Origin of the sequence: Methylobacterium sp. E-025 (genome assembly GCF_022829705.1) — a bacterium.
Taxonomy (GTDB): Bacteria; Pseudomonadota; Alphaproteobacteria; order Rhizobiales; family Beijerinckiaceae; genus Methylobacterium.
Map to the genome: position 1 here is coordinate 37,443 of NZ_JAKSYR010000091.1, position 25,071 is coordinate 62,513.

Below are 25,071 nucleotides of genomic sequence, written 5' to 3' on the forward strand. Positions count from 1 at the left end.
GAAGCGGGGCCCGGACCGGGCTCGGCTTCGTCTTTATGCGGGGCCGTTCGTCAGCGGATGCCGCCGCTCGCCGTGATCACCTCGCCGGTGAGCCAGCGCGCGTCGTCGGAGGCGAGGAAGGCGACCACCCGGGCGATGTCGTCCGGCGCGCCGGCGCGGCCGAGCGGGGTCTGCGCGACGAAGCCGGCTTCCATCTCGGATCCGGCGATGCCGGCCGAATGGGTGCCCTCGGTCACCACGTAGCCCGGGCTGACCGTGTTGACCCGGATCCGGCGCGGCGCCAGCTCGTTGGCGAGCACCCCCGAGATCGCGTTGAGGGCGCCCTTCGTCCCGGCATAGACCGCCGCCGTCGGCGTATGCACGTGGGTGATCGCCGACGAGATGTTGACGATGCTGCCGCCCTCGCCGAGGTGCCTGGCGGCCGCCTGGGTCGCCAGCAGCACGCCGAGCACGTTGACGTCGAACAGCTTGCGGTAATGCGCCTCGGTGATCTCCTCGATCGCCGCGAAGTCGTAGACGCCGGAATTGTTGACCAGCACGTCGAGCCGGCCGAATGCCGTCACCGCCGCCTCGATCACCGCTTGCGCCTGGGCGGCCTGAGAGACGTCGCCCTGGACCGCGATCGCCCGGCCGCCGGCCGCGGTGATCGCGGCGACGACCGCCTCCGCGCCGGTTTTACTCGATGCGTAGTTCACGACGACCGCCGCGCCGTCCTGTGCCAGCGCCTTGGCGATGCCGGCACCGATGCCCTTCGATGCGCCGGTCACGACGGCGACTTTGCCTGCGAGCTTGGACATGTATGCTAACCCTCGGCATGGGCCGGCACCGGGATGGCCGCCGTATTCCCATAGTTCGGGATTTCGGAACTAATGTCGCGCGGATCAAGCCCCCATATGCCGAAATCATGAGATCCCTGTTCCATCCCGCGATGGAGGACGTGCGCCCGGACGCGATCCTCCACGCCCTGTCCGATCCGAACCGCGCGGCGATCTTCGCACGGATCATGCGCGCGGGCTGCGTCGAGGCGTGCTCGGCCGTCTCCGCCCTCGGAGACCGGGTGATCCCGAAATCGTCGCTGTCGACGCACTTCAAGGTGTTGCGCGAAGCCGGCTTGATCCGCAGTGCGCGCCACGGCGTGGAGATGCGCAACGAGTCGCGCTACGCCGAGGTCGAGGCGCGCTTTCCGGGCCTGCTCGGCGCGATCATCAACGCCTACGCGTCCGGAGCCTGCGACGGGTCGCCCGGTGCCGGCCCGTTGGCGCCCGCGGCACGCGGCAGCGAAACGTCGCCCGCGGAGTAGGCCGCCCGCCGGCGGATCGGCCGCCTCAGCGGTCGCCCTGCACCGCCGGGGGCACGCCGTCGGCGAAGTTCGAGCCGCCGCCCGCGCTGAAGAGTTTTCGCAGGAAGCCCGGCGCGACCGCCGAGAGCGGGTTCACGCTGACGTCCGGCGCGTTGAGCTTGCCCGCGACCCGGAAGTTGACCGCGAACAGGCCCTCGTTGTGGCCGCCGCCGAGGAGCGGTCCGATCAGCGGCACCTGCGAGACGATGTTGTTCAGGCCGTAGAGCGGCACGAAGGTGCCGTTGATGTCGGTGCGCTCGCGGGCGGTGTCGAGGAAACCCGACAGCGTGAAGCCCATCGCCGCGTTCGAGATCGCCGCATCGGAAAAGTCGACGCGCGAGCCCGAGCGGACGAAGTTCGCCCGCATCCGGTCGAACGAGACCGCGCTGCCCTGCCCCGCGACCGTGCGCTTGCGCCCGCGGGCATCGACGGTCTCCACCGTCTCCGGTCCCTGGGCCATGATGCTGGAGAGGGCCGGCTCGTTGCGCAGCGCGAACTCGCGGATCTGCACCACGCCGGCCTGCGGCCCGTCGCTCAGCACGATGCCGAGATTGAGCCGGCCGCCGTACATCCGCCGGTAGACGTCGACGAAGCGCAGCGTCGCGCCGGCATCGCCGGATTCGATCGCCAGCGTCGGCGTGCCGCGCTCGCCCTTGGTCACGCTCGCGACGAAGGGGGCGGAGCGGAACTTGCCGCTCATCGCCGCCGCGCGCACGTCCTTGCCGCGCATGGACAGCTTCACGCTGGCGTTGGTCAGCGCCTCCTCGTTGAAGCCGGTGAGGATGCCGAGCTGGATGTCGGCGTCGATGTCCTTCGGGTTGGCGTCCCGCTGCGACTTGCCTTCGGGCGCGGTCAGCATCTTCAGGAACGGGCGCGCGTCGGCCACCGCCCCCTTCACCGCGACGCGGTAGCCGTTTCCGTTGCGATCCAGCGTGACGCGCATGTCGTCGCCGGGCGAGAGCTTGAGGTTGGTCAGGTCCGCCCGCTCGAGGCCGCCCTCGCCGGTGATCGAGGCGCTGCCGCGGGCCGTGGTCGAGCCGGCATCGAGGGCGATGTCGCGCAGGTCCATCCCCGGGCCGGTATCGACCAGGAAGAAGGTCAGGCGCCCGGCCTTGCCCGCGGCCTTGCTCAGGCCCGGCAGCAGGCCGTCGATCCCGGCGCGGGCGAGGTCGGCCTCGACCCGGATCGGGGGTTTCGTGGCGCCGGCCTTGACCAGCGGGATGGTGGCCTTGACCGCGATCGGGCCGCTCAGCTGGGGGGCCGTCGGCAGGCCCTTGCGCGCCCGCAGGGCGTCGTCGACGGTCAGGTTCACCAGCACCTCGCCGGTGCCGCCGGTCTTGGCCTGATGCATGTCGATCGAGACCGGCGCGCCCGACAGCTTGGCGTCGCCCTTCAGGGTGAAGCCGCGCGGGTCGTAGGTCACGGCGAAGCGGCCGGCTTCGAGCTTGTCCTTGCCGACGACCTTGTCGACGGCGAGGTCGTTCAGCGTGCCCGAGACGCTGACCGGTAGGTCGGGCAGGTCGGGGATGTGCTTGAGGTCGAGCGGGAAGCCGATGCGCAGGTCGGCCTGGCCCTTCACCGTCGACGGGTCGAGATCGACACCCGACAGCGCCTTGAACATCTTGGTCTGCAGCAGGGCCGCCAGCGCGTCGGCGCCGCCCGACAGGCGAAGGCCGATATCCGCCACGACCTTGTCGGGCGAGATCTCCGGGATGACGAAGGCGCCCTCGGCGATGTTCAGCGCGCGCCCGTCGGTCATGCGGATGTCGGCGGTGACGTTCCTGATCCGGGTCGAGCGCCCGGTGATCGTGCCGGCGACGTTGCCTCGGGTCAGCGGCGGCGCGTCGGGCGAGACCTCGAGCGTCGCGTCCGAGACGCGGAAGTCGATATGCACCGCGTTGTCCGGCATCGGGTCGCCCCGCGTCGCCGCGGCGAGCTCGGCGCCCGACATGTCGACGGTGATGTCGACCGCCTCGATGCGGGCGGCGCGCAGCTCGTCGACGAGGTAGTTGCGCGCGCCCGGCGCGATGTTCTCCGGCCAGAGCCGCAGCGCCGTGCGGGCCTCGCTGTCGCTGGCGGTGACGTGGAGCGTGAGGCCGTCGTCGTCGGCGGTGGTGCCGAGGGTGCCGGACATGTTGCCGTGGATGCCGTCGCCGCTCATCGCGAAGCTGTCGATCGCGACGCCGCCGGCGCGGCCGGTGAGGTGCCCGTCCATCGCCGCGATGGTGATCGGCTTGTCCTTGGGGGCGGCGCCCCGGAGCGTCGCGTTCCGACTCGACAGGGTCGCGGTCCAGGCGAAGTCCTCGCCCGGCTTGGCCACGGCCCAGGTGCCGGTGAGGTTCACCGCGTTGCCGGCGCCGAGGTAGTCGAGCCCGTCGAGCGTCATCACCCGGGCGGTCTCGTCCCAGCTCACCGTGGCCTTCAGGCTCTCGACGGTGACCGGGTTGAAGTCCTTCTCCTCGACGAGGAAGGTGCCGTCGCTGGTGCGCAGCGTCGCCTTCATCGCCTCGATGCGGCCGCCGTCGAGGGCGACGTCGGCCCGCGCCGAGAGCTTCAGGTCGGTGGTGATCGGCAGCTTCGACTGGCCGGAGAGCAGCAGCAGGTCGGTGGCCGGCAGGTCGTCGAGGGTGATGATCCCGGTGCGGCGCGGGCCGCCGGCCTCGCGCAGGGTGCCGCCGAAGCGCCATTGCCCGTGCGGCCCGTCGATGCGCAGCTCGAACAGGCGCGCGTCCTGGTTCGGGTCCCGGCCGAACAGGCCGTTGACGTGCTCGAACACCGCGCGCTCGCGGGCGTCGTCGTCGATCAGCGTGAGGCGGGCATTGGTGATGCGGGCGCGGTCGAGCGCGCCGACGACGCCGGCGGAGTCGAGCACGACGCCGAAGATCGAGGCCGTTGCGGCCGAGAGCGGCGAGACCATGCCGCGCGCCGCATCCACGCTCGGCGGCGTGTGCGGCGAGGCGTCGCCCGGATGCGCCGGCTCGGCGGCCGCGAAGGCGATCGAGCCGTCGCGGTGGACGAGCGCCGTCATCTGCACGTCGCGGAACTCGATCGAGCGCGGCGTCGGCGCGAGCTTCAGCAGGCTCCAGGGATCGATGCTGACGAGGGCGAGCGGCGCGCGGACCACGAGGGCGCCCTGCGGGTTGCGGATATCGAGCCCGCTGACGCGCAGCGCCAGGGCGTTCTCGGAGTCGAGCTCGAGGGTGCTGTCGCGCAGGCTGATGCGCCAGCCCGGCCCGATCCGGTCGGCGAGCGCCGACGAGACCCGCGCCGACAGGCCGTCGATCTGCAGGGGCCCGTATGCGAGGCGCATGACCCCGCCCCCGAGGCCGAGGCCGAGCACGACGACGAGGGCGGCGGCCGTCCACAGGCAGCGCCGCGTCCAGCACCGAACGGCCTTGCGCGTCTGCCCGCCGCCGGGCGTATCCTCAGGCCGGGCCTCTTCCTCAGGCATGAGAACCTTGCATCGGCGCGTCCGCTGTTTCGCAACGTGCGCTCATTCTAGGACGCAACCTCGTGACGACGCGTTTCCGGAGCGTGTCCGGCTCTCGCGCCCGAAGCGCGGGCATCGGATGGTCCGGCACCGCGCCAAAGCACACCATCAATCGGCCGAAAGGATGGCACGATGCCCCTCGCCCAAGGCGAACGCGCTCCCGACTTCACCCTTCCCGGCTCCGGCGGCAAGACGCTCCAGCTCGGCGAGCACGTCGGTCACAAGATCGTGCTCTACTTCTACCCGAAAGACGACACCAGCGGATGCACTCTGGAGGCGCAGGCCTTCAACGCGAGGCTGGCCGACTTCGACGCGGCCGACGCCGTCGTGATCGGGGTCTCGCCCGACCCGGTGAAGAGCCACGACAAGTTCGCGTCCAAGCACGACCTCGCCTTCCCGCTCGCCTCCGACGAGGGCAAGGCGATGCTCGAGGCCTACGGCGTCTGGGTTGAGAAGAGCATGTACGGGCGCAAGTACATGGGCGTCGAGCGCACCACGATGCTGCTCGACCGAGACGGTCGCATCGCGCGGATCTGGCCGAAGGTGAAGGTGCCGGGCCATGCCGAGGAGGTGCTTGAGGCCGCCCGCGCCCTCCCCTGAGCCGATCCCGCATCCCGCGGGAGGCATGAGGGTTCTCGGTTTCTTAACCCTGTCGGCCTTCGATGGCGCCCTCGGCATCGGGCCCGAATCGATGACCCCTTCCGCCAGCCTTCCGCACCGCAGGAGCCGGCTTCTCGCCGCTGCCCTTCTCGTCACCGGCCTGTGGGCCGCCGGCGCGAGCGGGCTGGTGGTGTTCCACGACGACATCCTCGCCGGGTTCGTCGCGCGGCAGGGCGCGATGCAGACGGCCTACGAGGCGCGCCTCGCCGCGTTGCGGGCCGAGCTCGACCGCGGCGGCTCGGCGCGGGCGGAGGCGCAGGTCGCCGTCGCGGCGCGCCTCGACGGGCTGACGGCGCGCCAGAACGATCTGGAGCGGCGGCAGGCCGTGCTCGCCCGTCTCGCGCAGCCGGACGACGCGTCGTCCGATCCGATCGATCCGCCGACCACCGGTTCGCTGCCCGGCCCATCCTCGGCGGGCGAGAGCGATCTCGGCCTGCGCGGGGTCGAGGCGCGGCCCGGGCGTCGCAGCGCGCGCGAGACCGACCTGCAGGTTGCGGCCCTCGCCGGGCGGCTCGACGGCCTCGCGGCGGCGCAGGTGCTCGGGCTCGACCGCATCACCGAGCGGGCGGCGAGCGATCTCGGACGCCTGCGCCGCGCCCTGGAGCGGACCGGAATCGACCTGCAGCGTCCGGCCGCGGCGGGCCTGGGCGGGCCGCTCGTGCCGATCGATCCGAGCCCGTTCGCCGACGCCCTCGCGGTCGCGTCCCGCACCGTCGGCGATGCCCAGGCGCTGCGCCGGCTCGCCGCCCGCCTGCCGCTCGACCGCCCGCTGCCGCGCGACCGCGGCGTGGCCAGCACCTTCGGGCCGCGGCTCGACCCGTTCACGCGGGGGCTCGCGCTGCATACCGGGCTCGACCTGAAGGCGGAGATGGGCGAGCCAGCGCTGGCCACCGCGCCCGGGCGCGTCGTCACGGCGGAGGCCACCGGCGGCTACGGCAACATGGTGGAGATCGACCACGGCCACGGCGTGGTCACGCGCTTCGCGCACCTGTCGCGCATGGCGGTACGGGCCGGCCAATGGCTCCGCGCCGGTGATCTGGTCGGCCGCGTCGGCTCGACCGGGCGCTCGACCGGCGCGCACCTGCACTACGAGACCCGGATCGACGGCGAGCCGGTCGACCCGCTGGGGTTCCTGGAGGCGGGGCGCGAACTCGCCGAGGGCGGTGGGCCCTGACGTCGCGGCCGGCGCGACGTCGCGTGTCCCGCCATTCCGGGGCGCCCGAGGCGAACCCGGAATGGCAAGCGTTCGATGGACGAAAAACGGTTCCCGTCCTGCCGCCTCAGTCGATGTCCTCGACCTTCTCCGTCGCCCCGTACAGGCGCTGCGCCAGCGACGCCTCGATGAAGGGGTCGATGTCGCCGTCGAGGACCTCGTCCGGGTCGGTCGACTGCGTGCCGGTGCGCAGGTCCTTCACGAGCTGGTAGGGCTGCAGCACGTAGGAGCGGATCTGGTGGCCCCAGCCGATGTCGGTCTTGGAGGCGGCCTCGGCGTTGGCCTTCTCCTCCCGCTTCTTCAGCTCGGCCTCGTACAGGCGGGCGCGCAGCATGTTCCAGGCGGTCGCCCGGTTCTTGTGCTGCGAGCGCTCCTGCTGGCACGCCACCACGATCCCGGTCGGGTTGTGGGTGATGCGCACCGCCGAGTCGGTGGTGTTGACGTGCTGCCCGCCCGCGCCCGACGACCGGTAGGTGTCGATCCGGCAGTCGGATTCCTTGATCTCGATCTCGATCCGGTCGTCGATCACCGGGTAGACCCAGACGGAGGCGAAGCTGGTGTGCCGCCGCGCGCTCGAATCGTAGGGCGAGATGCGCACCAGGCGGTGCACGCCGGACTCGGTCTTGAGCCAGCCGTAGGCGTTGTGGCCCTTGATCAGGAGCGTGGCGCCCTTGATCCCGGCCTCTTCCCCGTCCGACCACTCGACGATGTCGACCTTGTACTTCCGGCGCTCGGCCCAGCGGCCGTACATGCGCTGGAGCATGTTGGCCCAATCCTGGCTCTCGGTGCCGCCGGCGCCCGCATGGACCTCGAGATAGGTGTCGAAGCCGTCGGCCTCGCCCGACAGCAGCGTCTCGACCTGACGGCCGGCCGCCTCCTTCTCGACGGTGAGGATCGTGGCCTCGCCCTCGCGGATCGAGGCCTCGTCGCCCTCCGTCTCGCCGAGCTCGATCAGCATCGCCCCGTCGTCGAGGTCCTGCTCGAGCTTGCGGATGGCGGCCACGGCCTCGTCGAGCTGCTGGCGCTCGCGCATCACCTTCTGCGCGGCGTCGGCGTCGTTCCACAGTTCCGGGTTCTCGGACGCCGCATTCAGCTCCGCGAGTCGTTTATCGACGGTATCCCAGTCAAAGATGCCTCCTCAGCAGTCCGATCGACTGCTTGGCGGCATCCGAGGCTTGCTCGATCTCGGCGCGCATTTCGAGGGTGTGTCGCTTGTGTCGGGGGCTCAAAGAGGTCGAGCGGGGTGATACCGGCGGCGGGCGCCTCTGTAAACGGCTCCCATCCCATGGCGCGTGCCGAGCTCATGCGACGCTCCCACCCGCGCCGATCCGTGAAACCATGGCCGCCTCGTGCGTTGACCGGGGATTTTCACCCCGATCGGGAGGGACGCGCGATGACGAAGGCCGAGAACAAGGATTCGCGGGACGACGCCGAGCACGACCGCGAGCAGACCCGGAAGGAGTTCGACGCGGCGGTGAACATGACGCCCGCCGCCTTGAGGAAGCACCTCGACTCCGACGCCAGCAAGTCGGTTGGGCAGAAGTCCGGCGGCGGCGAGGCCACTGGGCACAAGGAGGGGCGCCGCATTCTCGAGATCAAGGCCAAGAAGAAGGCCGACCTCACGGACGACGATTACGGCCAAATGCGCAAGGTCGTCGGCTACGTCCGCCGGCACCTCGCGCAGGGCGGCAAGTCCCGCAACGATCCCGACTCGGCCTGGGCGCTGTCGCTGATGAACTGGGGCCACGACCCGTCGAAGGACTGAGCCGGATCGCGCGGCGCGTCGACGAAATCCGCGCGGCGCGTTGGAAAATCAGCGCGCCGCGTCGAGCCCGTCAGTGTTGGCCGTAGCCGGCGATCCAGGCCGGTGCCAGCACGTAGCGCCGCTTGGCGCGGGGATCGGTGCGGCCCTCCATGAGGCCGCTGTCGTAGTAGTTAAAGCCGGTGATGCCGTAGCCGCCGCCGTTCATCACCTGCGGCACGGCGATCGCCGGCACCGCGAGGTCGGGGCGCGCGGGCGGGACGATCGGGCGGTTGGCGCCGTCGACCTGCAGCACCGTGGGGCCGTCCGGACCCTGGAACACGTAGGCCCCGGACTGGGCCTGGGCGGCACCGGCACCGGCGAGCGCGAACAGGCCGGCGGCGAGGCCGTGTCGGAGGAAGGTGTTCATCGCGTGCTCCGTCGCTGAGGGGCGGGTTCGATCGTCGGGGCATCATGCCCGATGCGCGGCCGCGTGTCCGTCGCCGCGACGCGCCGGCCGCGGCATCGCCCCCGGAAAAACCGACCGGAAGCCCCGGTCGGTCGGCTCTCGATCAGCCTCGATCAGCCCTTGGAATGCAGCACGACCGCCGGCTGCCGGGCGATCGGCTTGCAGGTCGTGTCGAAGGCGTTCAGCACCAGCGGGCGCGAATCGCAGGCGAAGGCCGCATCAGGGCCCGGCGCCGGGATCGGGTCGCGGGCGACGATCGGGTTCGGCGCGCAGGCCGAGGCGGCTGCCGCCAGCAGCAGGGCGGCGGGCAGGGACAGGCGACGCATGCAAGCCTCGGGGACGCGAGTGCGGATCATTGCCGCCGACCCTGCGCACGGGGCCGGCGGGTGACAAGCACATGCAGCACACCTATCGCGCTTTGGCCGGGCCTGTCGCCCCGCCGCAACAATCGGGATTAGGCGCTCTTGGCCAGCGGCACGACGTTGTGCAGCGTCTTGTCCGCGGTCTCGAGGAAGCGGCGGACGTTGCGGGCCGCCTGGCGGATGCGCTGCTCGTTCTCGACGAGGGCGATGCGGACGAAGTCGTCGCCGAACTCGCCGAACCCGATGCCGGGCGCCACCGCGACGTCCGACTTCTCGAGGAGGAGCTTCGAGAATTCGAGGCTGCCGAGCGCCTTGAACTTCTCCGGGATCGGCACCCAGGCGAACATCGAGGCGGCGGGCGCCGGGATCTTCCAGCCGGCCTTGCCGAAGGACTCGACCAGCGCGTCGCGGCGCTTCCTGTAGATCGCCCGCATCTCCTGGATGCAATCGTCCGGCCCGTTGAGCGCGGCGGTCGCCGCGACCTGGATCGGCGTGAAGGCGCCGTAATCGAGGTAGGACTTCACCCGCGACAGCGCGGCGAGCAGGCGCTCGTTGCCGACGGCGAAGCCCATGCGCCAGCCAGCCATGGAATAGGTCTTCGACAGCGAGGTGAACTCCACCGTCACGTCGATCGCACCCGGCACCTGCAGCACCGAGGGCGGCGGCTCGCCGTCGAAGTACACCTCGGCATAGGCGAGGTCCGAGAGCAGGATGATCTCGTGGCGCTTCGCGAAGGCGACGAGGTCCCGGTAGAAGTCGAGCGTCGCCACGTAGGCCGTCGGGTTCGACGGGTAGCAAACCACCAGGGCCACCGGCTTCGGGATCGAGTGCGCCATGGCGCGCTCCAGCGCCGGGAAGAACGCGGGCGTCGGCTCGGCCGGGACGGAGCGGATCACGCCGCCCGCCATCAGGAAGCCGAAGGCGTGGATCGGGTAGCTCGGGTTCGGCACCAGCACCACGTCGCCCGGCGCGGTGATCGCCTGCGCCATGTTGGCGAAGCCCTCCTTCGAGCCGAGGGTGGCGACCACCTGGGTGTCGGGGTTCAGGCTCACGCCGAAGCGGCGCTGGTAGTAGCCCGCCTGGGCGCGGCGCAGGCCGGCGATGCCCTTCGAGGCCGAGTAGCGGTCGGTGCGCGGGCGCCCGGCCGTCTCGCACAGCTTGGCGATGACGTGCTTGGGGGCGTCGAGGTCGGGGTTGCCCATCCCGAGGTCGATGATGTCGGCGCCGTTGGCGCGGGCGGCGGCCTTGATCCGATTGACCTGCTCGAACACGTAGGGGGGCAGGCGCTTGATGCGGTGAAAATCGGTCATGGCCATCTGTCCATCGGCGCGGATCCCGTGGGGCGGCACTGGCGGCCCCGACGGGTGGCGGTCGGCCTCTCTAACATCGAAGCGGCCTGCCGCCGACCCCGAATATCGGCCTTATTGTGCCGGCTGGGCCGGCGCGCTCGCCGGCTTCGTCGCCTTGCCGGCGCTCTCCGCGGCCCGGCCCCGCGATTCGTTGCGGCCGCGGGCGCCTTCGAGCTCGGCTTCCAGCGCCTTCTGGCTCTCGGCCGACTTCGCCCGCACCGGACGCGCCGGAGCGGAGACGCCGACCGGCATGAACTCGGTCCCGCCCTTCGGCCGCGAGTTCGCCACGAAGTCCGGCGCGGCGACGGTTTTCGGGCCGTAGCCGGCCTCGACCGCCAGCGTCTTGATCGGCGAGAGGTCGGAGGAGCAGGCGCCCGTGGCCGCCGCCGCGCAGAGCGCGAGCGTGCCGAGGAGGCGCCGGAACGCGATGCCCTGCGCTGCGGAGCCGGACGGATTCGACGGCCTGCCCGGAGAAGTCGTGCCGGGGTCCGGAACCTTGTCGCAAGTTGAGGTCATGCCGCAGTTATATCGCCGTTCGCGCCTGCCGCGCTGGGCAAATTCGGGGTTGGCGCGTTAATTTGGCGGAAACGAGGCTCGGACCGCCCTCCGGGGCGGGTGCTCGGGTCCGCCCGCGCTGCCGGCGCGGACGAAGCCAGGGAGTGGATCACGCGTGACGACGCAGCCGACGACGCCCGCGATGCTCGATTTCGAGACCCTCTCGCGCAATGCGGGCCAGTTCATGGAACAGCTCGGACGGGCCGCCGCGCGCTACGTCGCTCCCGAGGACGGCCTGCCGGTCCAGCCCAAGCCGCCGCAGGAGGCGAGCGAGCTCGTGCGCACCCTCGGCACCGTGGCCGAGACGTGGCTTTCCGATCCGAAGCGGACGCTCGAGGCGCAGGCCAAGCTCAGCGAGGCCTTCGTCGCTCTGTGGGGCACGACGTGGATGCGCCTCCAGGGCCAGGAGGCCGAGCCGGTGGCGCAACCCGAGCCGAAGGATGCGCGGTTCGCCGACGCCGAATGGTCGTCGAATCCGTACTTCGACTTCATCAAGCAGGGCTACCTGATCACCACCCGCTGGGCCGAAGGCCTGGTGAACGAGGCCGAGGGCATCGACGAGCACACCCGCCACAAGGCGCAGTTCTACCTGCGCCAGCTCGCCGGCGCGCTCTCGCCCTCGAACTTCGTGATGACCAACCCCGAGCTGATCCGGCACACGCTGCAGGAGAACGGCGCCAACCTCGTCCGCGGCATGAAGATGCTGCAGGAGGACATCGAGGCCGGCGCCGGCGAGCTGCGGGTGCGCCAGACCGACCGGAACGCGTTCGAGTTCGGCGTCGACGTCGCGGTGACGCCCGGCGAGGTGGTGTTCCGCAACGACCTGATGGAGCTGATCCAGTACGCGCCGCGCACCGAGACGGTGCTGAAGCGCCCGTTCCTGATCGTGCCGCCGTGGATCAACAAGTTCTACATCCTCGACCTGAATCCGGCGAAAAGCCTGATCGGCTGGATGGTCGACCAGGGCCTCACCGTCTTCGTGATCTCCTGGGTCAACCCGGACGAGCGCCACCGCGACAAGGACTTCGAGTCCTACATGCGCGAGGGCATCGAGGCGGCGATCGACGCGATCGGCGTCGCCACCGGCGAGACGGAAGTGGCGGCGGCCGGCTACTGCGTCGGCGGCACGCTGCTCGCCGTCACGCTCGCGATGCAGGCCGCCACCGGCAACAAGCGCATCAAGAGCGCGACCTTCCTGACCACGCAGGTCGACTTCACCCATGCCGGCGACCTCAAGGTCTTCGCCGACGAGGGGCAGATCCGGCAGATCGAGACCCAGATGGCCGAGCGCGGTTACCTCGACGGCGCCAAGATGGCCAACGCGTTCAACATGCTGCGGCCGAACGACCTGATCTGGTCCTACGTCGTCAACAACTACGTCAAGGGCAAGCCGCCGAGCGCCTTCGACCTGCTGTACTGGAACGCCGACGCCACCCGCATGCCGGCGGCCAACCACGCCTTCTACCTGCGCAACTGCTACCTCGAGAACAACCTCGCGCAGGGCCGGATGGTGCTCGGCAACATCCGCCTCGACCTGAAGAAGGTGACGGTGCCGGTGTTCAACCTCGCCACGCGCGAGGACCACATCGCGCCGGCGATCTCGGTGTTCGAGGGCTCTTCGAAGTTCGGCGGCCCGGTGGACTACGTGCTGGCCGGCTCCGGCCACATCGCCGGCGTCGTCAACCCGCCCTCCAAGCCGAAATACGGCTACTGGACCGGCGGAAAGGCGGAAGGGCGCCTGGAGGATTGGCTCGGGGCCGCCACCGAGACCAAGGGCTCGTGGTGGCCGTACTGGTTCAAGTGGCTCGAGGCGCAGGCGCCCGAGCGCGTGTCCGCCCGCAAGCCCGGCGGCGACGCGCTGCCCTCGCTGGCGCCCGCCCCCGGCACCTACGTGCGCATGAAGGCCTGAGCGTCGGCTTGACCCGCCTGCCGCGGCGACCACCTTCCGCGTCAGGATCGTTCGAAACGGGGGGCGCACATGAAGCTGGTTCGGCACGGAGCGACGGGGGACGAGAAGCCGGGCCTGATCGACGGGAACGGCGGCCTGCGCGACCTGTCCGCGGTCCTGCGCGACATCGCCGGGCCCGGGCTCTCGCCCGAAGCGCTCGACCGCCTGCGCGTGATCGACCCGGAGACGCTGCCGCTCCTGCCGGCTTCGACCCGGCTCGGCCCCTGCGTCGGCGGCACCCGCAACTTCGTCGCGATCGGCCTGAACTTCGCGGATCACGCCGCCGAGACCGGCTCGCCGATCCCGTCCGAGCCGATCGTCTTCAACAAGGCGCCGTCCTGCATCGTCGGTGCCAACGACACGGTGATCATCCCCAAGGGATCGGCCAAGACCGACTGGGAGGTCGAGCTCGCCGTGGTGATCGGCTCCCGCGCCTCCTACGTCCACGCCAACGAGGCGCTCAACTACGTGGCGGGCGTGTGCATCTGCAACGACGTTTCCGAGCGCGAATGGCAGATGGAGCGCGGCCCGACCTGGACGAAGGGCAAGGGCTGCCCGACCTTCGGGCCGCTCGGCCCGTGGCTCGTGACCCTCGACGAGATCCCCGACCTCGGCAACCTCGCGATGAGCCTCGACGTGAACGAGAAGCGAATGCAGACCGGCTCGACCGCGACGATGATCTTCGACGTGCCCCAGCTCGTCGCCTACGTCTCGCATTTCATGATGCTCGAGCCCGGCGACATCATCACCACCGGCACCCCGCCCGGCGTCGGCCTCGGCATGAAGCCGCCGCGCTATCTCAAGGCCGGTGACGAGATGATCGTGCGCATCGAGGGGCTGGGCGAGCAGCGCCAGCCGGTGATCGCCTTCGACGACTGGACCGCGAAGGTCTCCGCCGGCGAGCCCACGAACTGACGCTTTTCCTCGATGGCTGCGGTCGTGCCGCCACGACGGACGGCGATCCGCTCTCGACTTCGTGAACGTCCTCTGCACAGAAGGCTCTGTACCTCGGAGGACGCCGTCACGTGAGCATCGGTCTGATCGCCCTTCTCGACGACATCGCCGGGATCGCCAAGGTCGCCGCGGCCTCGCTCGACGACGTCGCCGCCCAGGCGGCCAAGGCCGGCGTGAAGGCGGCCGGCGTGGTGATCGACGATGCGGCGGTGACGCCGCGCTACGTCGTCGGCTTCGCCGCCGAGCGCGAGCTGCCGATCGTCGGCAGGATCGCGCTGGGGTCGCTGCGCAACAAGCTGCTGTTCCTGCTCCCGGCCGCCCTGGCGCTCGGCGCCTTCGCGCCCTGGGCGATCACGCCGCTGCTGATGCTCGGCGGCGCCTACCTCTGCTACGAGGGCGCCGAGAAGGTCTACGAGGCGCTGTTCCCGCATGCCGGCCACGCCGACGACACCCCGCGCGATGCCGCCGGCGACGGCCGGGCAATGGAGGACCGCAAGGTCTCGGGCGCGATCAAGACCGACTTCATCCTCTCGGCCGAGATCATGGCGATCACCCTGGCGGCGCTGCCCGACGGCGGCGTCGCCACGAAGGCCGCCGTGATGGCGCTGGTGGCCGTCGGCATCACCGCCTTCGTCTACGGCGCGGTGGCGCTGATCGTGAAGGCGGACGACGCCGGTCTGGCGATGGCGGCGAGCACCTCCACCTCCGCGTTCGGCGGCGTCACCCGCGCGCTCGGCCGGGGCATCGTCACCGGGATGCCGCCGTTCCTGGCCCTGCTCGCCATCGTCGGCACGGCGGCGATGATCTGGGTCGGCGGCGGCATCCTGGTCCACGGGCTCGAGACCTACGGCCTGCCGCAGGTCGCCCACGCCCTGCATGCGGCCTCCGAAGCGGTCGCCGGCCTGCTGCCGCCTGCCCTGTCCGGCCTTGCCGAATGGCTGGTGACGGCCGCCGGCTCCGGTCTCGTCGGCCTCGTCGTCGGCGGCCTGCTGATTCCGCTGACGAGCTTCGTGATCGCGCCGGCCTGGCATGGCCTGTCGCGCCTGCGCGGTGCGGCGGCCTGAGCCGGACGGCTTGATTTTCGCCCGCGGATTCGCCTCATGGGCGCATGATGCAGCCGACCCCGCTCCCCGCCGCCCCCGCCATCCGCCACGACTGGACGGTCGAGGAGATCCGCGCGATCCACGACCTGCCGCTGCTCGACCTCGTGTTTCGCGCCGCCTCCGTGCACCGGGCCCACAACGATCCGGCCGACATCCAGCGCGCCTCGCTCCTGTCGATCAAGACCGGCGGCTGCCCCGAGGATTGCGCCTACTGCCCGCAATCGGCCCATCACAAGGGCACCGGCTTGGCCAAGGAGCGCCTGATGCCGGTCGACGCGGTTCTGCGCGAGGCCGCCGAGGCGAAGGCGGCCGGGGCGCATCGGTTCTGCATGGGCGCCGCCTGGCGCCAGCCGAAGGACGGCCCGGAATTCGACGCGGTGCTGGCCATGGTCCGCGGCGTGCGCGGCCTGGGCATGGAGGCGTGCGTCACTCTCGGCATGCTGACGCCGTCCCAGGCCGGGCGGCTCGCCGAGGCCGGGCTGACTTCCTACAATCACAACCTCGACACCGGCCCGGACTTCTACGAGGACATCATCTCGACCCGGACCTACGCCGACCGGCTCCAGACCCTGGATAACGTGCGCGAGGCCGGCATCGGCCTGTGCTGCGGCGGCATCGTCGGCATGGGCGAGGGCGTGACCGACCGGGCCGCGATGCTCCAGGTGCTCGCCAACCACGCGCCGCATCCCGAGAGCGTGCCGATCAACGCCCTCGTCGCCGTCGAGGGCACGCCGCTGGAGGACCGCCCGCCGGTCGACCCGCTCGACCTCGTGCGGATGTGCGCGACCGCGCGGATCGTGATGCCGAAGGCGCGGGTGCGCCTCAGCGCCGGGCGCAAGGGGCTGACCCGCGAGGCGCAGATCCTGTGCTTCCTCGCCGGCGCCAACTCGATCTTCTACGGCGAGCGCCTGCTGACCACCGCCAACAACGAGACCGATTCCGACGCCGCCCTGCTGCGCGACATCGGCATCACGGTGGCCGCGCCCATGATGGAAGCCGCCGAGTAGGCCTCAGGCCTCGGCGTCCGGCAGCACGATCCGGAACCGGGTGCCCTCGGCGGCGGGGTCGAGCGACAGCGTCCCGCCGTTCAGCCGCACGAGCTCGGAGGCGATGGCGAGGCCGAGCCCGGTGCCGCCCGAGCGCATCGAGCCTTGGAAGGCCTCGAACAGGTGCTCCTTCGCCCGCGCCGGCAGGCCGGGACCGTTATCGGCCACCAGGATCGTCACCGCACCGGCGCATTCGCGCCCGGCCGTGATCCGCACCTCCGGCGAGGCCACGTTCGCCTCGGTGAAGTCGTGCGCCTGCACGGCGTTGCGCACCAGGTTTCCGATCGCCCGCCCGATCTGCTCGGAATCGGCGAACACCGTCAGCTCGGGGGCGACCTCGGTCACGACCCGGACGCGGCCGTGGGCGGAGAGCGCCGCGAGATCGGCGAGTTCCGCCAGGACCGGGGCCAGCGCGAACGCGCGGCTGCGCGGCGTGCGCTCGGCGGCGCGGCCGTAGGCCAGCGTCGCCTCGCAGAAGCGGATCGCCCGCCCCAGCGTCGCGACGAGGCGCGGCGCCACGCGCTGCACCGTCGGGTCCGAGGTTTCCTCGAGCCGGTCGCCGAGCAGCTGCGCTCCGGTCAGCAGGTTGCGCAGCTCGTGGTTGATCTTGGCGACCGAGAGCCCGAGCTCGGCGAGCCGGCGCTTCTGGCGCAGCTGGTCCGCGAGCGTCCGCTGCATCCGCGCCAGCGCGGTCTCGGCGAGCCCGATCTCGTCGCTGCGCGGCGCGGGCGTGATGATCCGGTCGGCCCCCTCCGGGTCGTCGGCGAAGGCGGTGATGTTGCGCGCGAGCCGGCGCACCGGCCGCACGATCAGGGTCTGCAGCACGAAGAAGACGAGGCCGGCCGCGGCGGTGGCGATGATCAGCGACGACACCGCCAGCCGGATCGCGAAATCGACCACCGCCTGCTTCAGCGGCGCGTCGTCGAGGATGATCTCGACCAGGTCGAAGCCTTCCCAGCCCTGGCCGACGATGCGGATCGGCTCGTCGACCGGTTCGGTCAGCGTCCGCCAGGCGCCGCGGATGGCGCACCAGATCGATCGGTTGCGCAGGTCGACCGTGTCGGAGACCCGGTCCGGCATCGGCTCGATCGACAGGAGCTGGCGGGTGTCGCCGTCGCGGACCGCGATCGCGCGGGCGCCGACGCCGGCCAGCAGGCGCCGGGCGAGCTCGTCGGACACCGGGTGCCCTTCGCTGGCATCGAGCACGAGGGCCGCGACCTGCGCGGCGCTGATCCGGTCGGACAGCCAGGACAGGCGGTAATTCGCGACCGCGGGCACGAAGATCAGGATCTCGATCGCCGCGACGAAGGCGACGGTGACGAGGAAGAGCCGTCCGGAAAGGCCGAGGCGCTTGAGCCAGCGGTCGGAACGCGGCACCGCGACGGGCGCGTCGCGCTCTGCCGCCTCCGTCGAGTCCGTGTCAGTCCTTGCGACCACTGCTATCCCGGCCCCGGAAAGCGCGGCGACCCCGTGCCTCTTCGCGAACGTCCCGTCGCCACCCGCATCCCCTGGCCGAGACGGTGGCACGATCATCCCTCGTAGCCCGCGGGCCGAGGAAGCGTCGAGGGGGCATCACCCCCGGGATCGGCGCGCGAACGCGATTTTCAGTACGCAGCGTGGGGATAATCGCGTCCCGCAAAGGTCGAGCGGTCCCGCGGATCAGCCCGCGTTGCGCCGGATGAAGCGCCGCCGCAGGCCGATCGAGAGCAGCGCGAACAGGCCGAGGCCGCCGAGGCCGATCACCATCCGCGGCGTCACCAGCGCGCGGAAGCTCAGCGCGTTGTCGCAATCGCTGCCGCCGGCGGACAGGCATACTGCTTTCGCGTCCGCATGGGCCGCGACCACGTCCTCGATGCCGGCGCCGGTCGCCGCGTAGACGAAGGCGCCGGGCAGCAGGCCGCAGGCGGTGGCGAGCACGAAGGTGCGCAGCGCCACGCCGAACGCGGCCGGCCCGAGATTGGTCATCCAGAACGGGAACAGCGGCAACAGGCGCAGGAACACGATGTAGCCGAAGGCATCGTTGCGGAACCCCTCGGCGAGCGCGCCGAGCCGCGGGCCGGCCACCCGCCGCAGCAGGTCCGAGGCCGGCCCGCGGCCGATCGCGAAGACGATCGCGGCGCCTGTGGTGGCGGCGCAGACGGCGACGATCGCGCCGGTGACGATGCCGAACAGGAAGCCGCACACCATAGTGAGGATCAGCGTCGCCGGCACCGAGACGACGACGGAGCCGACATAGATCAGGTAGGCCAGCACGAGGGCGCGCGGGCGGTCCGCCTCGACGAAGGCACGCAGCCATTGCCGCGACTCGAGCAGCCGGTCGAGGCTGAGGAGCTGCGACGCGCCCGAGACCAGCACGGCGATCGACAGCGCGATCAGCAGCGCCAGGGGCAGCCAGCGCAGCGCGCGGCGGCGGGCGGAGCGCGGACGCTCGGGCGGCGTCGCGCCGGCCGCGGTCACGCGGGCTTACGCATCCGCAGGATCTTGAAGAACCCGCCCGGGAAGGTCGGCGCGACGCCGATGAACTCGACGCCGTTGCGCCGCGCCCAGGCCTCGATCCGGGTCGACTTGAAGTCCGACGACCAGCCGATCTTCGTGCAGAGCGGCGCGACGATCTCCTCGACCTTCGCCACCGGTCCCTCGGTCTGCCCGAAATGGTTGGCGAGCACGATGCCGCCGCCGGGGCGGACCACCCGCAGGAACTCGGACAGGGCGGCTTCCGGGTCGGGCACCAGGGTGATCAGGAACTGCGCCACCACCGCGTCGAACGACGCATCGGCGTAGCCGAGGCGGCAGACGTCCATCACCTGCAGGCCCTTTACGTGGGTAAGGCCGCGGCGCTGCACCTTGCGGCGGGCGCGCTTCAGCATGTCCTCGGACAGGTCGACGCCGCAGACGAAGCTGGCGCGCGGGTAGTAGCCGAGCGACAGGCCGGTGCCGACGCCGGCCTCGAGGATGCGCGGGCCGCTCTCGGCGGCGGCGGCCACCGCGGCCCGGGCGGCCGGCTCGGTGAGCTTGTCGTAGACCACGTCGTAGACCGGCGCCCAGCGGGCATAGGCCTTGCGCATCAGGGCGGTGCTCGGCCCGGCCTCCGGCTCGCTCAGCATTCGTGTTCTCTTCCGGTCTCGAGGGGGATGTTCAGAGCGGGCCGCGTCGGATCACGCGGCTCTCGCCGCGCCCGCCGAGGCCGCGTCGATGCGGCGGATCGTGCCGCCGCCGAGCACGCGTCCGCGCGGGGTCTCGTCGGCGTAGATCGCGCAGGCCTGGCCCGGCGAGACCCCGTCCTCGGGCACGGCCAGGACGATCTCGGCGGCGCCGGTCGCGGGGTCGTAGTCGAGCCGGGCAAGGCGCGGCTCGCGGGTCGAGCGCACGCGCACCGCGACCGCCATGTCGGAGACGAGGCCCGGTGCCCCGAGCCAGTTCACGTCGGTGAGCCGGATGCGGTGGGTCGCCAGCGCGGTGCGCGGGCCGACCACCACGCGGGCGGTGTCGGGCTCGAGCCGGACCACGTAGAGCGGCTCGGGCGAGGCCACGCGCAGGCCGCGGCGCTGGCCGACCGTGTAGTGGATGATGCCCTCGTGGCGCCCGAGCGCCTGGCCGTCGAGATCCACGATCTCGCCCGGCCGCGCGGCGTCGGGGCGGAGCCGCGCGATCACGTCGGCGTAGCGGCCCTGCGGCACGAAGCAGATGTCCTGGCTGTCGGGCTTCTCCGACACCACCAGCTCCAGCTCGCGCGCCAGGCGCCGGGTCTCGTCCTTGGGCAGCTCGCCGAGCGGGAACCGCAGAAAGTCGAGCTGGTCCTGCGTCGTGGCGTAGAGGAAGTAGCTCTGGTCGCGCGCCGGATCGAGGGCGCGGTAGAGCGCGCGGCGCCCGCCCTCCCCCGGCAGCGCCCGGCTCGCGACGTAATGGCCGGTGGCGAGGCAGTCGGCGTCCAGGTCGCGGGCGGTCGCCAGCAGGTCGCGGAACTTGATCGAGCGGTTGCACTCGACGCACGGGATCGGCGTCTCGCCGGCGAGGTAGCTCTCGGCGAACCGGTCGATCACCGCGTCGCGGAAGCGGTCCTCGTAGTCGAGGACGTAGTGCGGAATGCCGAGGCGCTCGGCGACGCGGCGGGCGTCGTGGATGTCCTGGCCGGCGCAGCAGGCGCCCTTGCGATGGGTCGCGGCGCCGTGGTCGTAGAGCTGCAGGGTGATACCGACGACGTCGTAGCCCTGGCGCTTCAGCAGCCCGGCCACGACGGAGGAATCGACGCCGCCGGACATGGCGACGACGACGCGCGTCTCGTGCGGGGGCTTGGCAAGATCGAGGGAGTTCATGGCGCCGGGTCTGACGGCGGCACGGGTCTGCGAAGATCCCGCCGCACGGGCCTGTCTATAGTGTGTGTCGTTCGGCGTTTCCAGGGCGCGTCCCGATCGCCGCGGTCGACCGCCCCGGCAAGTCCTGCCGGGCACGCGGCAGCATCGGCCCGCGGCGGCATGATCCCCCAGCCGGTCCGTCGCCGAAAGACGATGTTTCTCAGTATCTTGGCTCGGCGCACGCGCTGGCCTGTCGCTTGCTCCGCCTCCCGCAGGAGAGCGTGCATGGCGGTGGGAACGACGGACTTCGTGGATGCGGCGGCGCGGGCATCCGCCCGCGCGACGACGCGCGACCTGGCGGATGCGGCGGCGGCGCATGCCCGCTTCGGCCGCGATCTCGAAGCCGCCACCGCCAAGGACAACGCCCAGGCCCGCAACGCCGCCGAGCGCCAGCGCAGCGCGGACGCGACCGCCGCCGGCCGGGCCGACCGCGCCAAGGCCGCCGACCTCGCTGCCGCCGACGCCAAAACGGCCCGCGCCGCTGCAATCCGCGACGCATCCGCGAAGGCGGATCCGGCCGCGCCGGGCGCGGGTGCCGCGCCGTCCGATCCCGCTCCCTCGCGATTTGGCACGGCGGCGACCGCCCGCGATGCCGGCCCGACCCAGCCCGAGGCGGAAGCGCCGGCCCAGGACGATGCGCCGCCGACGGAGGACGCCTCGGCGGCCTCCGCCGGCAAGCCGGCGCCGACGAAGACCGTGGCGGCCGAGACCGAGGACGGCAAGGTCACCGACGCGAAGGCCGCCGACGCGAAGGGTGCCGACCCGAAGGCGGCCGACGTCGCTCTCGCGACCCCGACCCTCGCGCTCGTCCTCGCCGCTGCGCCTCCGACGCGTCTCGGCGCCGCCGCGAAGGCGATGTCGGCCGGCACCGGCGCGACGGCGGCAGTCGGCGTCGGCGTCGCGGGCACGACGGCGGCCGCCGGGCTGGCCGAGATCGCCGGCGGGACGGCATCGCCCGCGGACGCGACGGGCGACGATGCGGTGGCCGGCGCGGATGCCGGGCCGGGCACGGCGGCCAAGGCCGACCTCTTCGCCGCGCTCACCGACGCCGCGTCGGCCGGCCCCGCGACGCCGCACCCCGTCGCCAAGGCCCAGGCCGCGCCGTCCGGCTCCTCGCCGATCGCCGCGGACAAGGCCGCGGCCCAGCCGACAGCGGCGCCGGTGCCGCTCGGTCAGGTGCCGATGACGATCGGGCTGCGGTCGCTCGCCGGATCGAGCGAGTTCCAGATCCGGCTCGATCCGCTCGAGCTGGGCCGCGTCGACGTCACCCTCGACATCGACAAGGACAAGGGCACCGTCACGACGCATCTCGTCGTCGAGCGCGTCGAGACCCTGGCGATGCTCCAGCGCGATGCCGGCAGCCTGCAGCAGGCACTAGCCCAGGCCGGGCTCGACCCGTCGCAGGGCGGCATCACGATGTCGCTGCGCAGCGACGGCGGGTCCGGCGGGGAGACCGCGCAGCGCGGCGGGCAGCCCGGCCGCGGCAGCGCTTCGCCCGGCACCCCTTCCGAGGCCGCCGTCGCGGAGATCGCGCCGACGCGCGCGCTCCGGGGCCTGAGCGGCCTCGACATCCGAATCTGAGGAGGCTCCCACGATGACCAGCGGCATTTCCAGCCTGACCAGTGCGGCCTCATCGAGCAGCGCGGGCAAGACCGCCGACAGCGCGACGCTGGCGAGCAACTTCACGCAGTTCCTGACCCTGCTGACGACGCAGCTGAAGAACCAGAACCCGCTCGACCCGATGGACACCAACCAGTTCACCCAGCAGCTGGTGCAGTTCGCGCAGGTGGAGCAGCAGCTCAAGGGCAACGACCGCCTCGACAGCATCCTGGCGAGCAGCAAGGCGGCGAGCTCGGCCTCGGCCACAAGCTACATCGGCAAGACCATCACCACCGACGGCACCACGGCCGACCTCAAGGACGGCTCCGCGACCTGGAGCCTGACGCCGGCGCGCGCGGCGACCAAGGCGGTGGTGACGATCTCCGATTCCAAAGGCAACGTCGTCGGCACCCAGACGACGTCGCTCGCCGCCGGCCCCCAGACCTTCTCCTGGAACGGCAAGAACTCGTCCGGGCTCGCCTCGGCGGCGGGCACCTACTCGATCAAGGTCTCGGCCACCGATGCGACCGGCGCCGCCGTCTCGGTCGCGACCGAGACGACCGGCACCGTGGACGAGGTCGACCTCAGCGGGGCCAACCCGGTCCTGGTCATCGGCACCTCGCGCGTGCCGCTCTCCAGCGTCACCGGGATCGGGTTGTCCACAACCTCGGGATAACGAATCAATTCCGAGTGATCCGCTTCAACATGTTTTAAGCCCGCGCAAGTAGGTTGATGGCTCGACAGGTCAGTCGAGTTGTAGAGCGTATCATGACCGAACCGCACCGCCCGAGAGTGAAATACGTGATCGGGCCCGATGGAAGTCCCCTGACGATCGCCGACCTGCCGCCCACGAGCACCCGTCGATGGGTGATCCGCCGGAAGGCCGAAGTGGTGGCCGCCGTCCGCGGCGGTCTCCTTAGCCTGGAAGAGGCTTGCCAGCGCTACACCCTCACCACCGAGGAGTTCCTGAGCTGGCAGTTCTCGATCGACCAGCACGGCCTTGCCGGCCTGCGCACCACGCGCATCCAGCATTACCGCCACTGACTCGACCCCGTGCCCCGGCCGGCGCGGTTCAGCCCGCGCGGTCGCCGCCGGTTTCACGCGAAGCCGCATCCGCCTCCCGCGGATGCGGCTTCGCTGCTTGGAGAGGCTCGGCGATGGAGGGGCGGCGGCCATTCGTTAACCGCCCGCTAACCACGGCCTGGGCAAATTCTGCCGGGCGGGGCCGATCGCGGCGCCCGCCTGGGGTGGGCGCGTAACAGCCGTGAAGCCGGTTCTCGATCTCGTCACCAAGCTCGGACCGGCGCGCCTCGCCGCGATGGCGGCGGTGACGCTGACCCTCATCGGCTTCTTCGCCTTCGTGATCCTGCGGGTCTCGCGCCCCGACATGGGCGTGCTGTTCGCCGACCTGTCGGCCCAGGATGCGGCCGCCGTGGTGCGCGACCTCGATGCCCGCGGCATCCGCTACGAGACCCGGGGCGACACCGGCCAGACCGTGATGGCGCCGCGCGCCGACCTGCCCCGCCTGCGCATGGACCTCGCCGGCAAGGGCCTGCCGAGCCAGGCCGGCGTCGGCTACGAGATCTTCGACAAGGGCGACGCGTTCTCGTCGACCAACTTCGTCCAGAACGTGAACCACCTGCGCGCGCTCGAAGGCGAGCTGTCGCGCTCGATCCGGGCGATCGGCCGGGTCCAGGCCGCCCGCGTCCACCTCGTCCTGCCCGAGCGCCGCCTGTTCGAGCGCGACCGCGAGCTGCCGAGCGCCGCCATCGTCCTGAAGCTGATGGGCGACCTCGATGCCGGCCAGGTCCGCGCGATCCGGCACCTGGCCGCCTCCGCGGTCGAGGGCCTGAAGCCCGAGCGCGTCTCGATCGTCGACGAGCGCGGCCGGCTCCTGGCCGACGGCGCCCGCGGCGAGCAGGGCGAGGCCGGCGCCTTCGAGGAGAAGCAGACCGGACTCGAGCGCCGCTTGCGCTCGCAGATCGAGGAGATCGTCGCCGGCATCGTCGGGCCGGGCCGTGCCCGCGTCCAGGTCTCGGCCGAGCTCGACATGAACCGCGTCGAGAGCCGCTCGGAGACCTTCGACCCCGAGAGCCGCGTGGTACGCTCGAGCCAGACCCGCACGGAGGCCTCGCAGACCGCCAACAACGAGGGCTCGGTCAGCGTCGGCAACGAGCTTCCCGGCGCGGCCCAGGACAAGGCGCCCGCGCCGAAGGATTCCTCGAACAAGAACGAGGAGACCACGAACTACGAGATCTCCAAGGTCACGCGGACCGAGGTGGTCGAGGGCGGCCGGGTGAAGCGCCTCTCGGTGGCGGTGCTGGTCGACGGCGCCTACGCGCCCGGCCCCGACGGCAAGGTCGCCTACCAGCCCCGGCCAGCGGCCGAGATCGAGCGGATCGCGGCCCTGGTGCGCAGCACCGTCGGCTTCGACAAGGCGCGCGGCGACCAGATCGAGGTGGTGAACCTGCGCTTCGCCGAGGCGCCGACCCCGGCCGACTTCGTCGAGCCGACGCTGATCCAGTCGCTGCTCAGCCCGACCAAGGAAGACGTGATGCGGTTCGTCGAGCTCGGCGTGCTCGCCTTGCTCACCCTGATCGTGCTGCTCGTCGTCGTGCGTCCGCTGCTGCGCCGCGTGCTCGCCTCCGACCCGGCGGCGACGCCGCTGCTCGGTGCGGCGGGCGCGGCGGGCGGGGTGGACATCGAAGCCGGCGGCACGATCCTGGTGCCGCGGGAGAACCAGACCGCCCGGCTGATGGAATTCGCCAAGATCAACGGGCAGATCCAGGCCGACACCGTGCAGCGGGTGGTCGACATGGTCCGCGCCAGCCCGTCCGAGACGGTCGAGGTCCTGCGCAACTGGATCCAGGAAACGCCGTAGCCGGCACGAT

The 25,071-nt window shown here is 71.6% G+C and carries 23 protein-coding genes; 12 read left to right on the plus strand and 11 right to left on the minus strand.

The features are described from left to right. Positions 1 to 50: 50 nt before the first annotated feature. Positions 51 to 797: a glucose 1-dehydrogenase gene (locus MKK64_RS11445; protein WP_243934858.1), complete on the minus strand. Its 747-nt coding sequence runs from the start codon at positions 795 to 797 to the stop codon at positions 51 to 53. A 107-nt stretch (positions 798 to 904) separates the two neighbouring features. Between MKK64_RS11445 and MKK64_RS11450 the strand changes: the two genes are divergently transcribed. Beyond that, positions 905 to 1,300, plus strand: coding sequence for an ArsR/SmtB family transcription factor (locus MKK64_RS11450; protein ID WP_243934860.1), 396 nt, complete (start codon positions 905 to 907; stop codon positions 1,298 to 1,300). A gap of 25 nt (positions 1,301 to 1,325) precedes the next feature. Here the strand turns inward: MKK64_RS11450 and MKK64_RS11455 are convergent, their stop codons facing one another. Further along, the gene (locus MKK64_RS11455) at positions 1,326 to 4,790 is read right to left on the minus strand and encodes a DUF3971 domain-containing protein (RefSeq protein WP_409567934.1); all 3,465 of its coding nucleotides are present in this window, start codon (positions 4,788 to 4,790) and stop codon (positions 1,326 to 1,328) included. 171 nt (positions 4,791 to 4,961) lie between these two features. Between MKK64_RS11455 and MKK64_RS11460 the strand changes: the two genes are divergently transcribed. Continuing rightward, positions 4,962 to 5,429, plus strand: a complete 468-nt coding sequence (locus MKK64_RS11460) for a peroxiredoxin (RefSeq protein ID WP_147726636.1) — start codon at positions 4,962 to 4,964, stop codon at positions 5,427 to 5,429. 25 nt (positions 5,430 to 5,454) lie between these two features. Continuing rightward, positions 5,455 to 6,663 (plus strand): M23 family metallopeptidase, encoded by a 1,209-nt coding sequence (locus MKK64_RS11465; RefSeq protein ID WP_243934862.1) that lies wholly within the window; start codon positions 5,455 to 5,457, stop codon positions 6,661 to 6,663. Positions 6,664 to 6,769: 106 nt separating this feature from the next. On the opposite strand, the gene prfB is transcribed toward MKK64_RS11465, so the two are convergent. After that, positions 6,770 to 7,898 (minus strand): peptide chain release factor 2 gene (gene prfB, locus MKK64_RS11470; RefSeq protein WP_147728103.1). Its coding sequence is split into 2 segments (ribosomal slippage): positions 6,770 to 7,828 and positions 7,830 to 7,898, totalling 1,128 coding nucleotides; the frame shifts between segments, so codons are not numbered across the junction. A gap of 197 nt (positions 7,899 to 8,095) precedes the next feature. Between prfB and MKK64_RS11475 the strand changes: the two genes are divergently transcribed. Then, the gene (locus MKK64_RS11475; protein ID WP_243934864.1) at positions 8,096 to 8,467 is read left to right on the plus strand and encodes a DUF3140 domain-containing protein; all 372 of its coding nucleotides are present in this window, start codon (positions 8,096 to 8,098) and stop codon (positions 8,465 to 8,467) included. A gap of 70 nt (positions 8,468 to 8,537) precedes the next feature. Here the strand turns inward: MKK64_RS11475 and MKK64_RS11480 are convergent, their stop codons facing one another. The 4 genes from MKK64_RS11480 to MKK64_RS11495 form a co-directional block, all read right to left on the minus strand. Next, positions 8,538 to 8,873, minus strand: coding sequence for a hypothetical protein (locus tag MKK64_RS11480; protein ID WP_147728101.1), 336 nt, complete (start codon positions 8,871 to 8,873; stop codon positions 8,538 to 8,540). Between the two features lie 152 nt (positions 8,874 to 9,025). Beyond that, a complete protein-coding gene (locus tag MKK64_RS11485) occupies positions 9,026 to 9,238 on the minus strand; it encodes a hypothetical protein (protein WP_147842880.1) in 213 nt (70 codons plus the stop codon). A gap of 128 nt (positions 9,239 to 9,366) precedes the next feature. After that, complete coding sequence (locus MKK64_RS11490) at positions 9,367 to 10,584, minus strand: LL-diaminopimelate aminotransferase (RefSeq protein WP_147842879.1); 1,218 nt, start codon at positions 10,582 to 10,584, stop codon at positions 9,367 to 9,369. Positions 10,585 to 10,695: 111 nt separating this feature from the next. After that, positions 10,696 to 11,139, minus strand: coding sequence for a hypothetical protein (locus tag MKK64_RS11495; protein WP_279593143.1), 444 nt, complete (start codon positions 11,137 to 11,139; stop codon positions 10,696 to 10,698). Between the two features lie 181 nt (positions 11,140 to 11,320). Between MKK64_RS11495 and MKK64_RS11500 the strand changes: the two genes are divergently transcribed. The 4 genes from MKK64_RS11500 (at position 11,321) to bioB (ending at position 16,190) form a co-directional block, all read left to right on the plus strand. After that, complete coding sequence (locus MKK64_RS11500) at positions 11,321 to 13,087, plus strand: class I poly(R)-hydroxyalkanoic acid synthase (RefSeq protein WP_279593145.1); 1,767 nt, start codon at positions 11,321 to 11,323, stop codon at positions 13,085 to 13,087. Positions 13,088 to 13,156: 69 nt separating this feature from the next. Next, positions 13,157 to 14,041 (plus strand): fumarylacetoacetate hydrolase family protein, encoded by an 885-nt coding sequence (locus MKK64_RS11505; RefSeq protein ID WP_243934871.1) that lies wholly within the window; start codon positions 13,157 to 13,159, stop codon positions 14,039 to 14,041. Positions 14,042 to 14,151: 110 nt separating this feature from the next. Continuing rightward, on the plus strand, positions 14,152 to 15,144 hold the full coding sequence (locus MKK64_RS11510) for a DUF808 domain-containing protein (protein WP_243934873.1): 993 nt from the start codon (positions 14,152 to 14,154) through the stop codon (positions 15,142 to 15,144). Positions 15,145 to 15,191: 47 nt separating this feature from the next. Beyond that, positions 15,192 to 16,190: a biotin synthase BioB gene (gene bioB / locus MKK64_RS11515; protein WP_409567935.1), complete on the plus strand. Its 999-nt coding sequence runs from the start codon at positions 15,192 to 15,194 to the stop codon at positions 16,188 to 16,190. Between the two features lie 3 nt (positions 16,191 to 16,193). Here bioB and MKK64_RS11520 read toward each other — a convergent pair whose 3' ends face one another. The 4 genes from MKK64_RS11520 to mnmA form a co-directional block, all read right to left on the minus strand. After that, positions 16,194 to 17,606 carry a sensor histidine kinase gene (locus MKK64_RS11520; protein ID WP_243935059.1) on the minus strand — a complete coding sequence of 471 codons (1,413 nt, stop codon included), beginning with the start codon at positions 17,604 to 17,606 and terminating at the stop codon, positions 16,194 to 16,196. A gap of 282 nt (positions 17,607 to 17,888) precedes the next feature. Next, the gene (locus tag MKK64_RS11525; RefSeq protein WP_147860349.1) at positions 17,889 to 18,686 is read right to left on the minus strand and encodes a TVP38/TMEM64 family protein; all 798 of its coding nucleotides are present in this window, start codon (positions 18,684 to 18,686) and stop codon (positions 17,889 to 17,891) included. Next, the gene (locus MKK64_RS11530; RefSeq protein WP_147729569.1) at positions 18,683 to 19,333 is read right to left on the minus strand and encodes a class I SAM-dependent methyltransferase; all 651 of its coding nucleotides are present in this window, start codon (positions 19,331 to 19,333) and stop codon (positions 18,683 to 18,685) included. Before MKK64_RS11530 ends, MKK64_RS11525 begins: the two co-directional genes overlap by 4 nt. 51 nt (positions 19,334 to 19,384) lie before the next feature. Beyond that, entirely contained in the window at positions 19,385 to 20,542 is a 1,158-nt protein-coding gene (mnmA, locus tag MKK64_RS11535; protein WP_243934884.1) for a tRNA 2-thiouridine(34) synthase MnmA, read from the minus strand. A 264-nt stretch (positions 20,543 to 20,806) separates the two neighbouring features. Between mnmA and MKK64_RS11540 the strand changes: the two genes are divergently transcribed. The 4 genes from MKK64_RS11540 (at position 20,807) to fliF (ending at position 25,061) form a co-directional block, all read left to right on the plus strand. Further along, entirely contained in the window at positions 20,807 to 22,162 is a 1,356-nt protein-coding gene (locus MKK64_RS11540) for a flagellar hook-length control protein FliK (RefSeq protein ID WP_243934886.1), read from the plus strand. A 13-nt stretch (positions 22,163 to 22,175) separates the two neighbouring features. Next, positions 22,176 to 22,856, plus strand: coding sequence for a flagellar hook assembly protein FlgD (locus tag MKK64_RS11545; protein WP_243934892.1), 681 nt, complete (start codon positions 22,176 to 22,178; stop codon positions 22,854 to 22,856). 92 nt (positions 22,857 to 22,948) lie between these two features. Next, a complete protein-coding gene (locus tag MKK64_RS11550; RefSeq protein ID WP_147728884.1) occupies positions 22,949 to 23,224 on the plus strand; it encodes a DUF1153 domain-containing protein in 276 nt (91 codons plus the stop codon). A gap of 220 nt (positions 23,225 to 23,444) precedes the next feature. After that, positions 23,445 to 25,061, plus strand: coding sequence for a flagellar basal-body MS-ring/collar protein FliF (gene fliF / locus MKK64_RS11555; RefSeq protein WP_147728883.1), 1,617 nt, complete (start codon positions 23,445 to 23,447; stop codon positions 25,059 to 25,061). Positions 25,062 to 25,071 lie beyond the last annotated feature (10 nt).

What these genes read in the sequence shown, in the direction of transcription:
- MKK64_RS11445 (WP_243934858.1), bottom strand. Translation starts at nt 797, where the DNA reads ATGTCCAAGCTCGCAGGCAAAGTCGCCGTCGTGACCGGCGCATCGAAG.
- MKK64_RS11450 (WP_243934860.1), top strand. Translation starts at nt 905, where the DNA reads ATGAGATCCCTGTTCCATCCCGCGATGGAGGACGTGCGCCCGGACGCG.
- MKK64_RS11455 (WP_409567934.1), bottom strand. Translation starts at nt 4,790, where the DNA reads ATGCCTGAGGAAGAGGCCCGGCCTGAGGATACGCCCGGCGGCGGGCAG.
- MKK64_RS11460 (WP_147726636.1), top strand. Translation starts at nt 4,962, where the DNA reads ATGCCCCTCGCCCAAGGCGAACGCGCTCCCGACTTCACCCTTCCCGGC.
- MKK64_RS11465 (WP_243934862.1), top strand. Translation starts at nt 5,455, where the DNA reads ATGAGGGTTCTCGGTTTCTTAACCCTGTCGGCCTTCGATGGCGCCCTC.
- MKK64_RS11475 (WP_243934864.1), top strand. Translation starts at nt 8,096, where the DNA reads ATGACGAAGGCCGAGAACAAGGATTCGCGGGACGACGCCGAGCACGAC.
- MKK64_RS11480 (WP_147728101.1), bottom strand. Translation starts at nt 8,873, where the DNA reads ATGAACACCTTCCTCCGACACGGCCTCGCCGCCGGCCTGTTCGCGCTC.
- MKK64_RS11485 (WP_147842880.1), bottom strand. Translation starts at nt 9,238, where the DNA reads ATGCGTCGCCTGTCCCTGCCCGCCGCCCTGCTGCTGGCGGCAGCCGCC.
- MKK64_RS11490 (WP_147842879.1), bottom strand. Translation starts at nt 10,584, where the DNA reads ATGACCGATTTTCACCGCATCAAGCGCCTGCCCCCCTACGTGTTCGAG.
- MKK64_RS11495 (WP_279593143.1), bottom strand. Translation starts at nt 11,139, where the DNA reads ATGACCTCAACTTGCGACAAGGTTCCGGACCCCGGCACGACTTCTCCG.
- MKK64_RS11500 (WP_279593145.1), top strand. Translation starts at nt 11,321, where the DNA reads ATGCTCGATTTCGAGACCCTCTCGCGCAATGCGGGCCAGTTCATGGAA.
- MKK64_RS11505 (WP_243934871.1), top strand. Translation starts at nt 13,157, where the DNA reads ATGAAGCTGGTTCGGCACGGAGCGACGGGGGACGAGAAGCCGGGCCTG.
- bioB (WP_409567935.1), top strand. Translation starts at nt 15,192, where the DNA reads ATGCAGCCGACCCCGCTCCCCGCCGCCCCCGCCATCCGCCACGACTGG.
- MKK64_RS11530 (WP_147729569.1), bottom strand. Translation starts at nt 19,333, where the DNA reads ATGCTGAGCGAGCCGGAGGCCGGGCCGAGCACCGCCCTGATGCGCAAG.
- mnmA (WP_243934884.1), bottom strand. Translation starts at nt 20,542, where the DNA reads ATGAACTCCCTCGATCTTGCCAAGCCCCCGCACGAGACGCGCGTCGTC.
- MKK64_RS11540 (WP_243934886.1), top strand. Translation starts at nt 20,807, where the DNA reads ATGGCGGTGGGAACGACGGACTTCGTGGATGCGGCGGCGCGGGCATCC.
- MKK64_RS11545 (WP_243934892.1), top strand. Translation starts at nt 22,176, where the DNA reads ATGACCAGCGGCATTTCCAGCCTGACCAGTGCGGCCTCATCGAGCAGC.
- MKK64_RS11550 (WP_147728884.1), top strand. Translation starts at nt 22,949, where the DNA reads ATGACCGAACCGCACCGCCCGAGAGTGAAATACGTGATCGGGCCCGAT.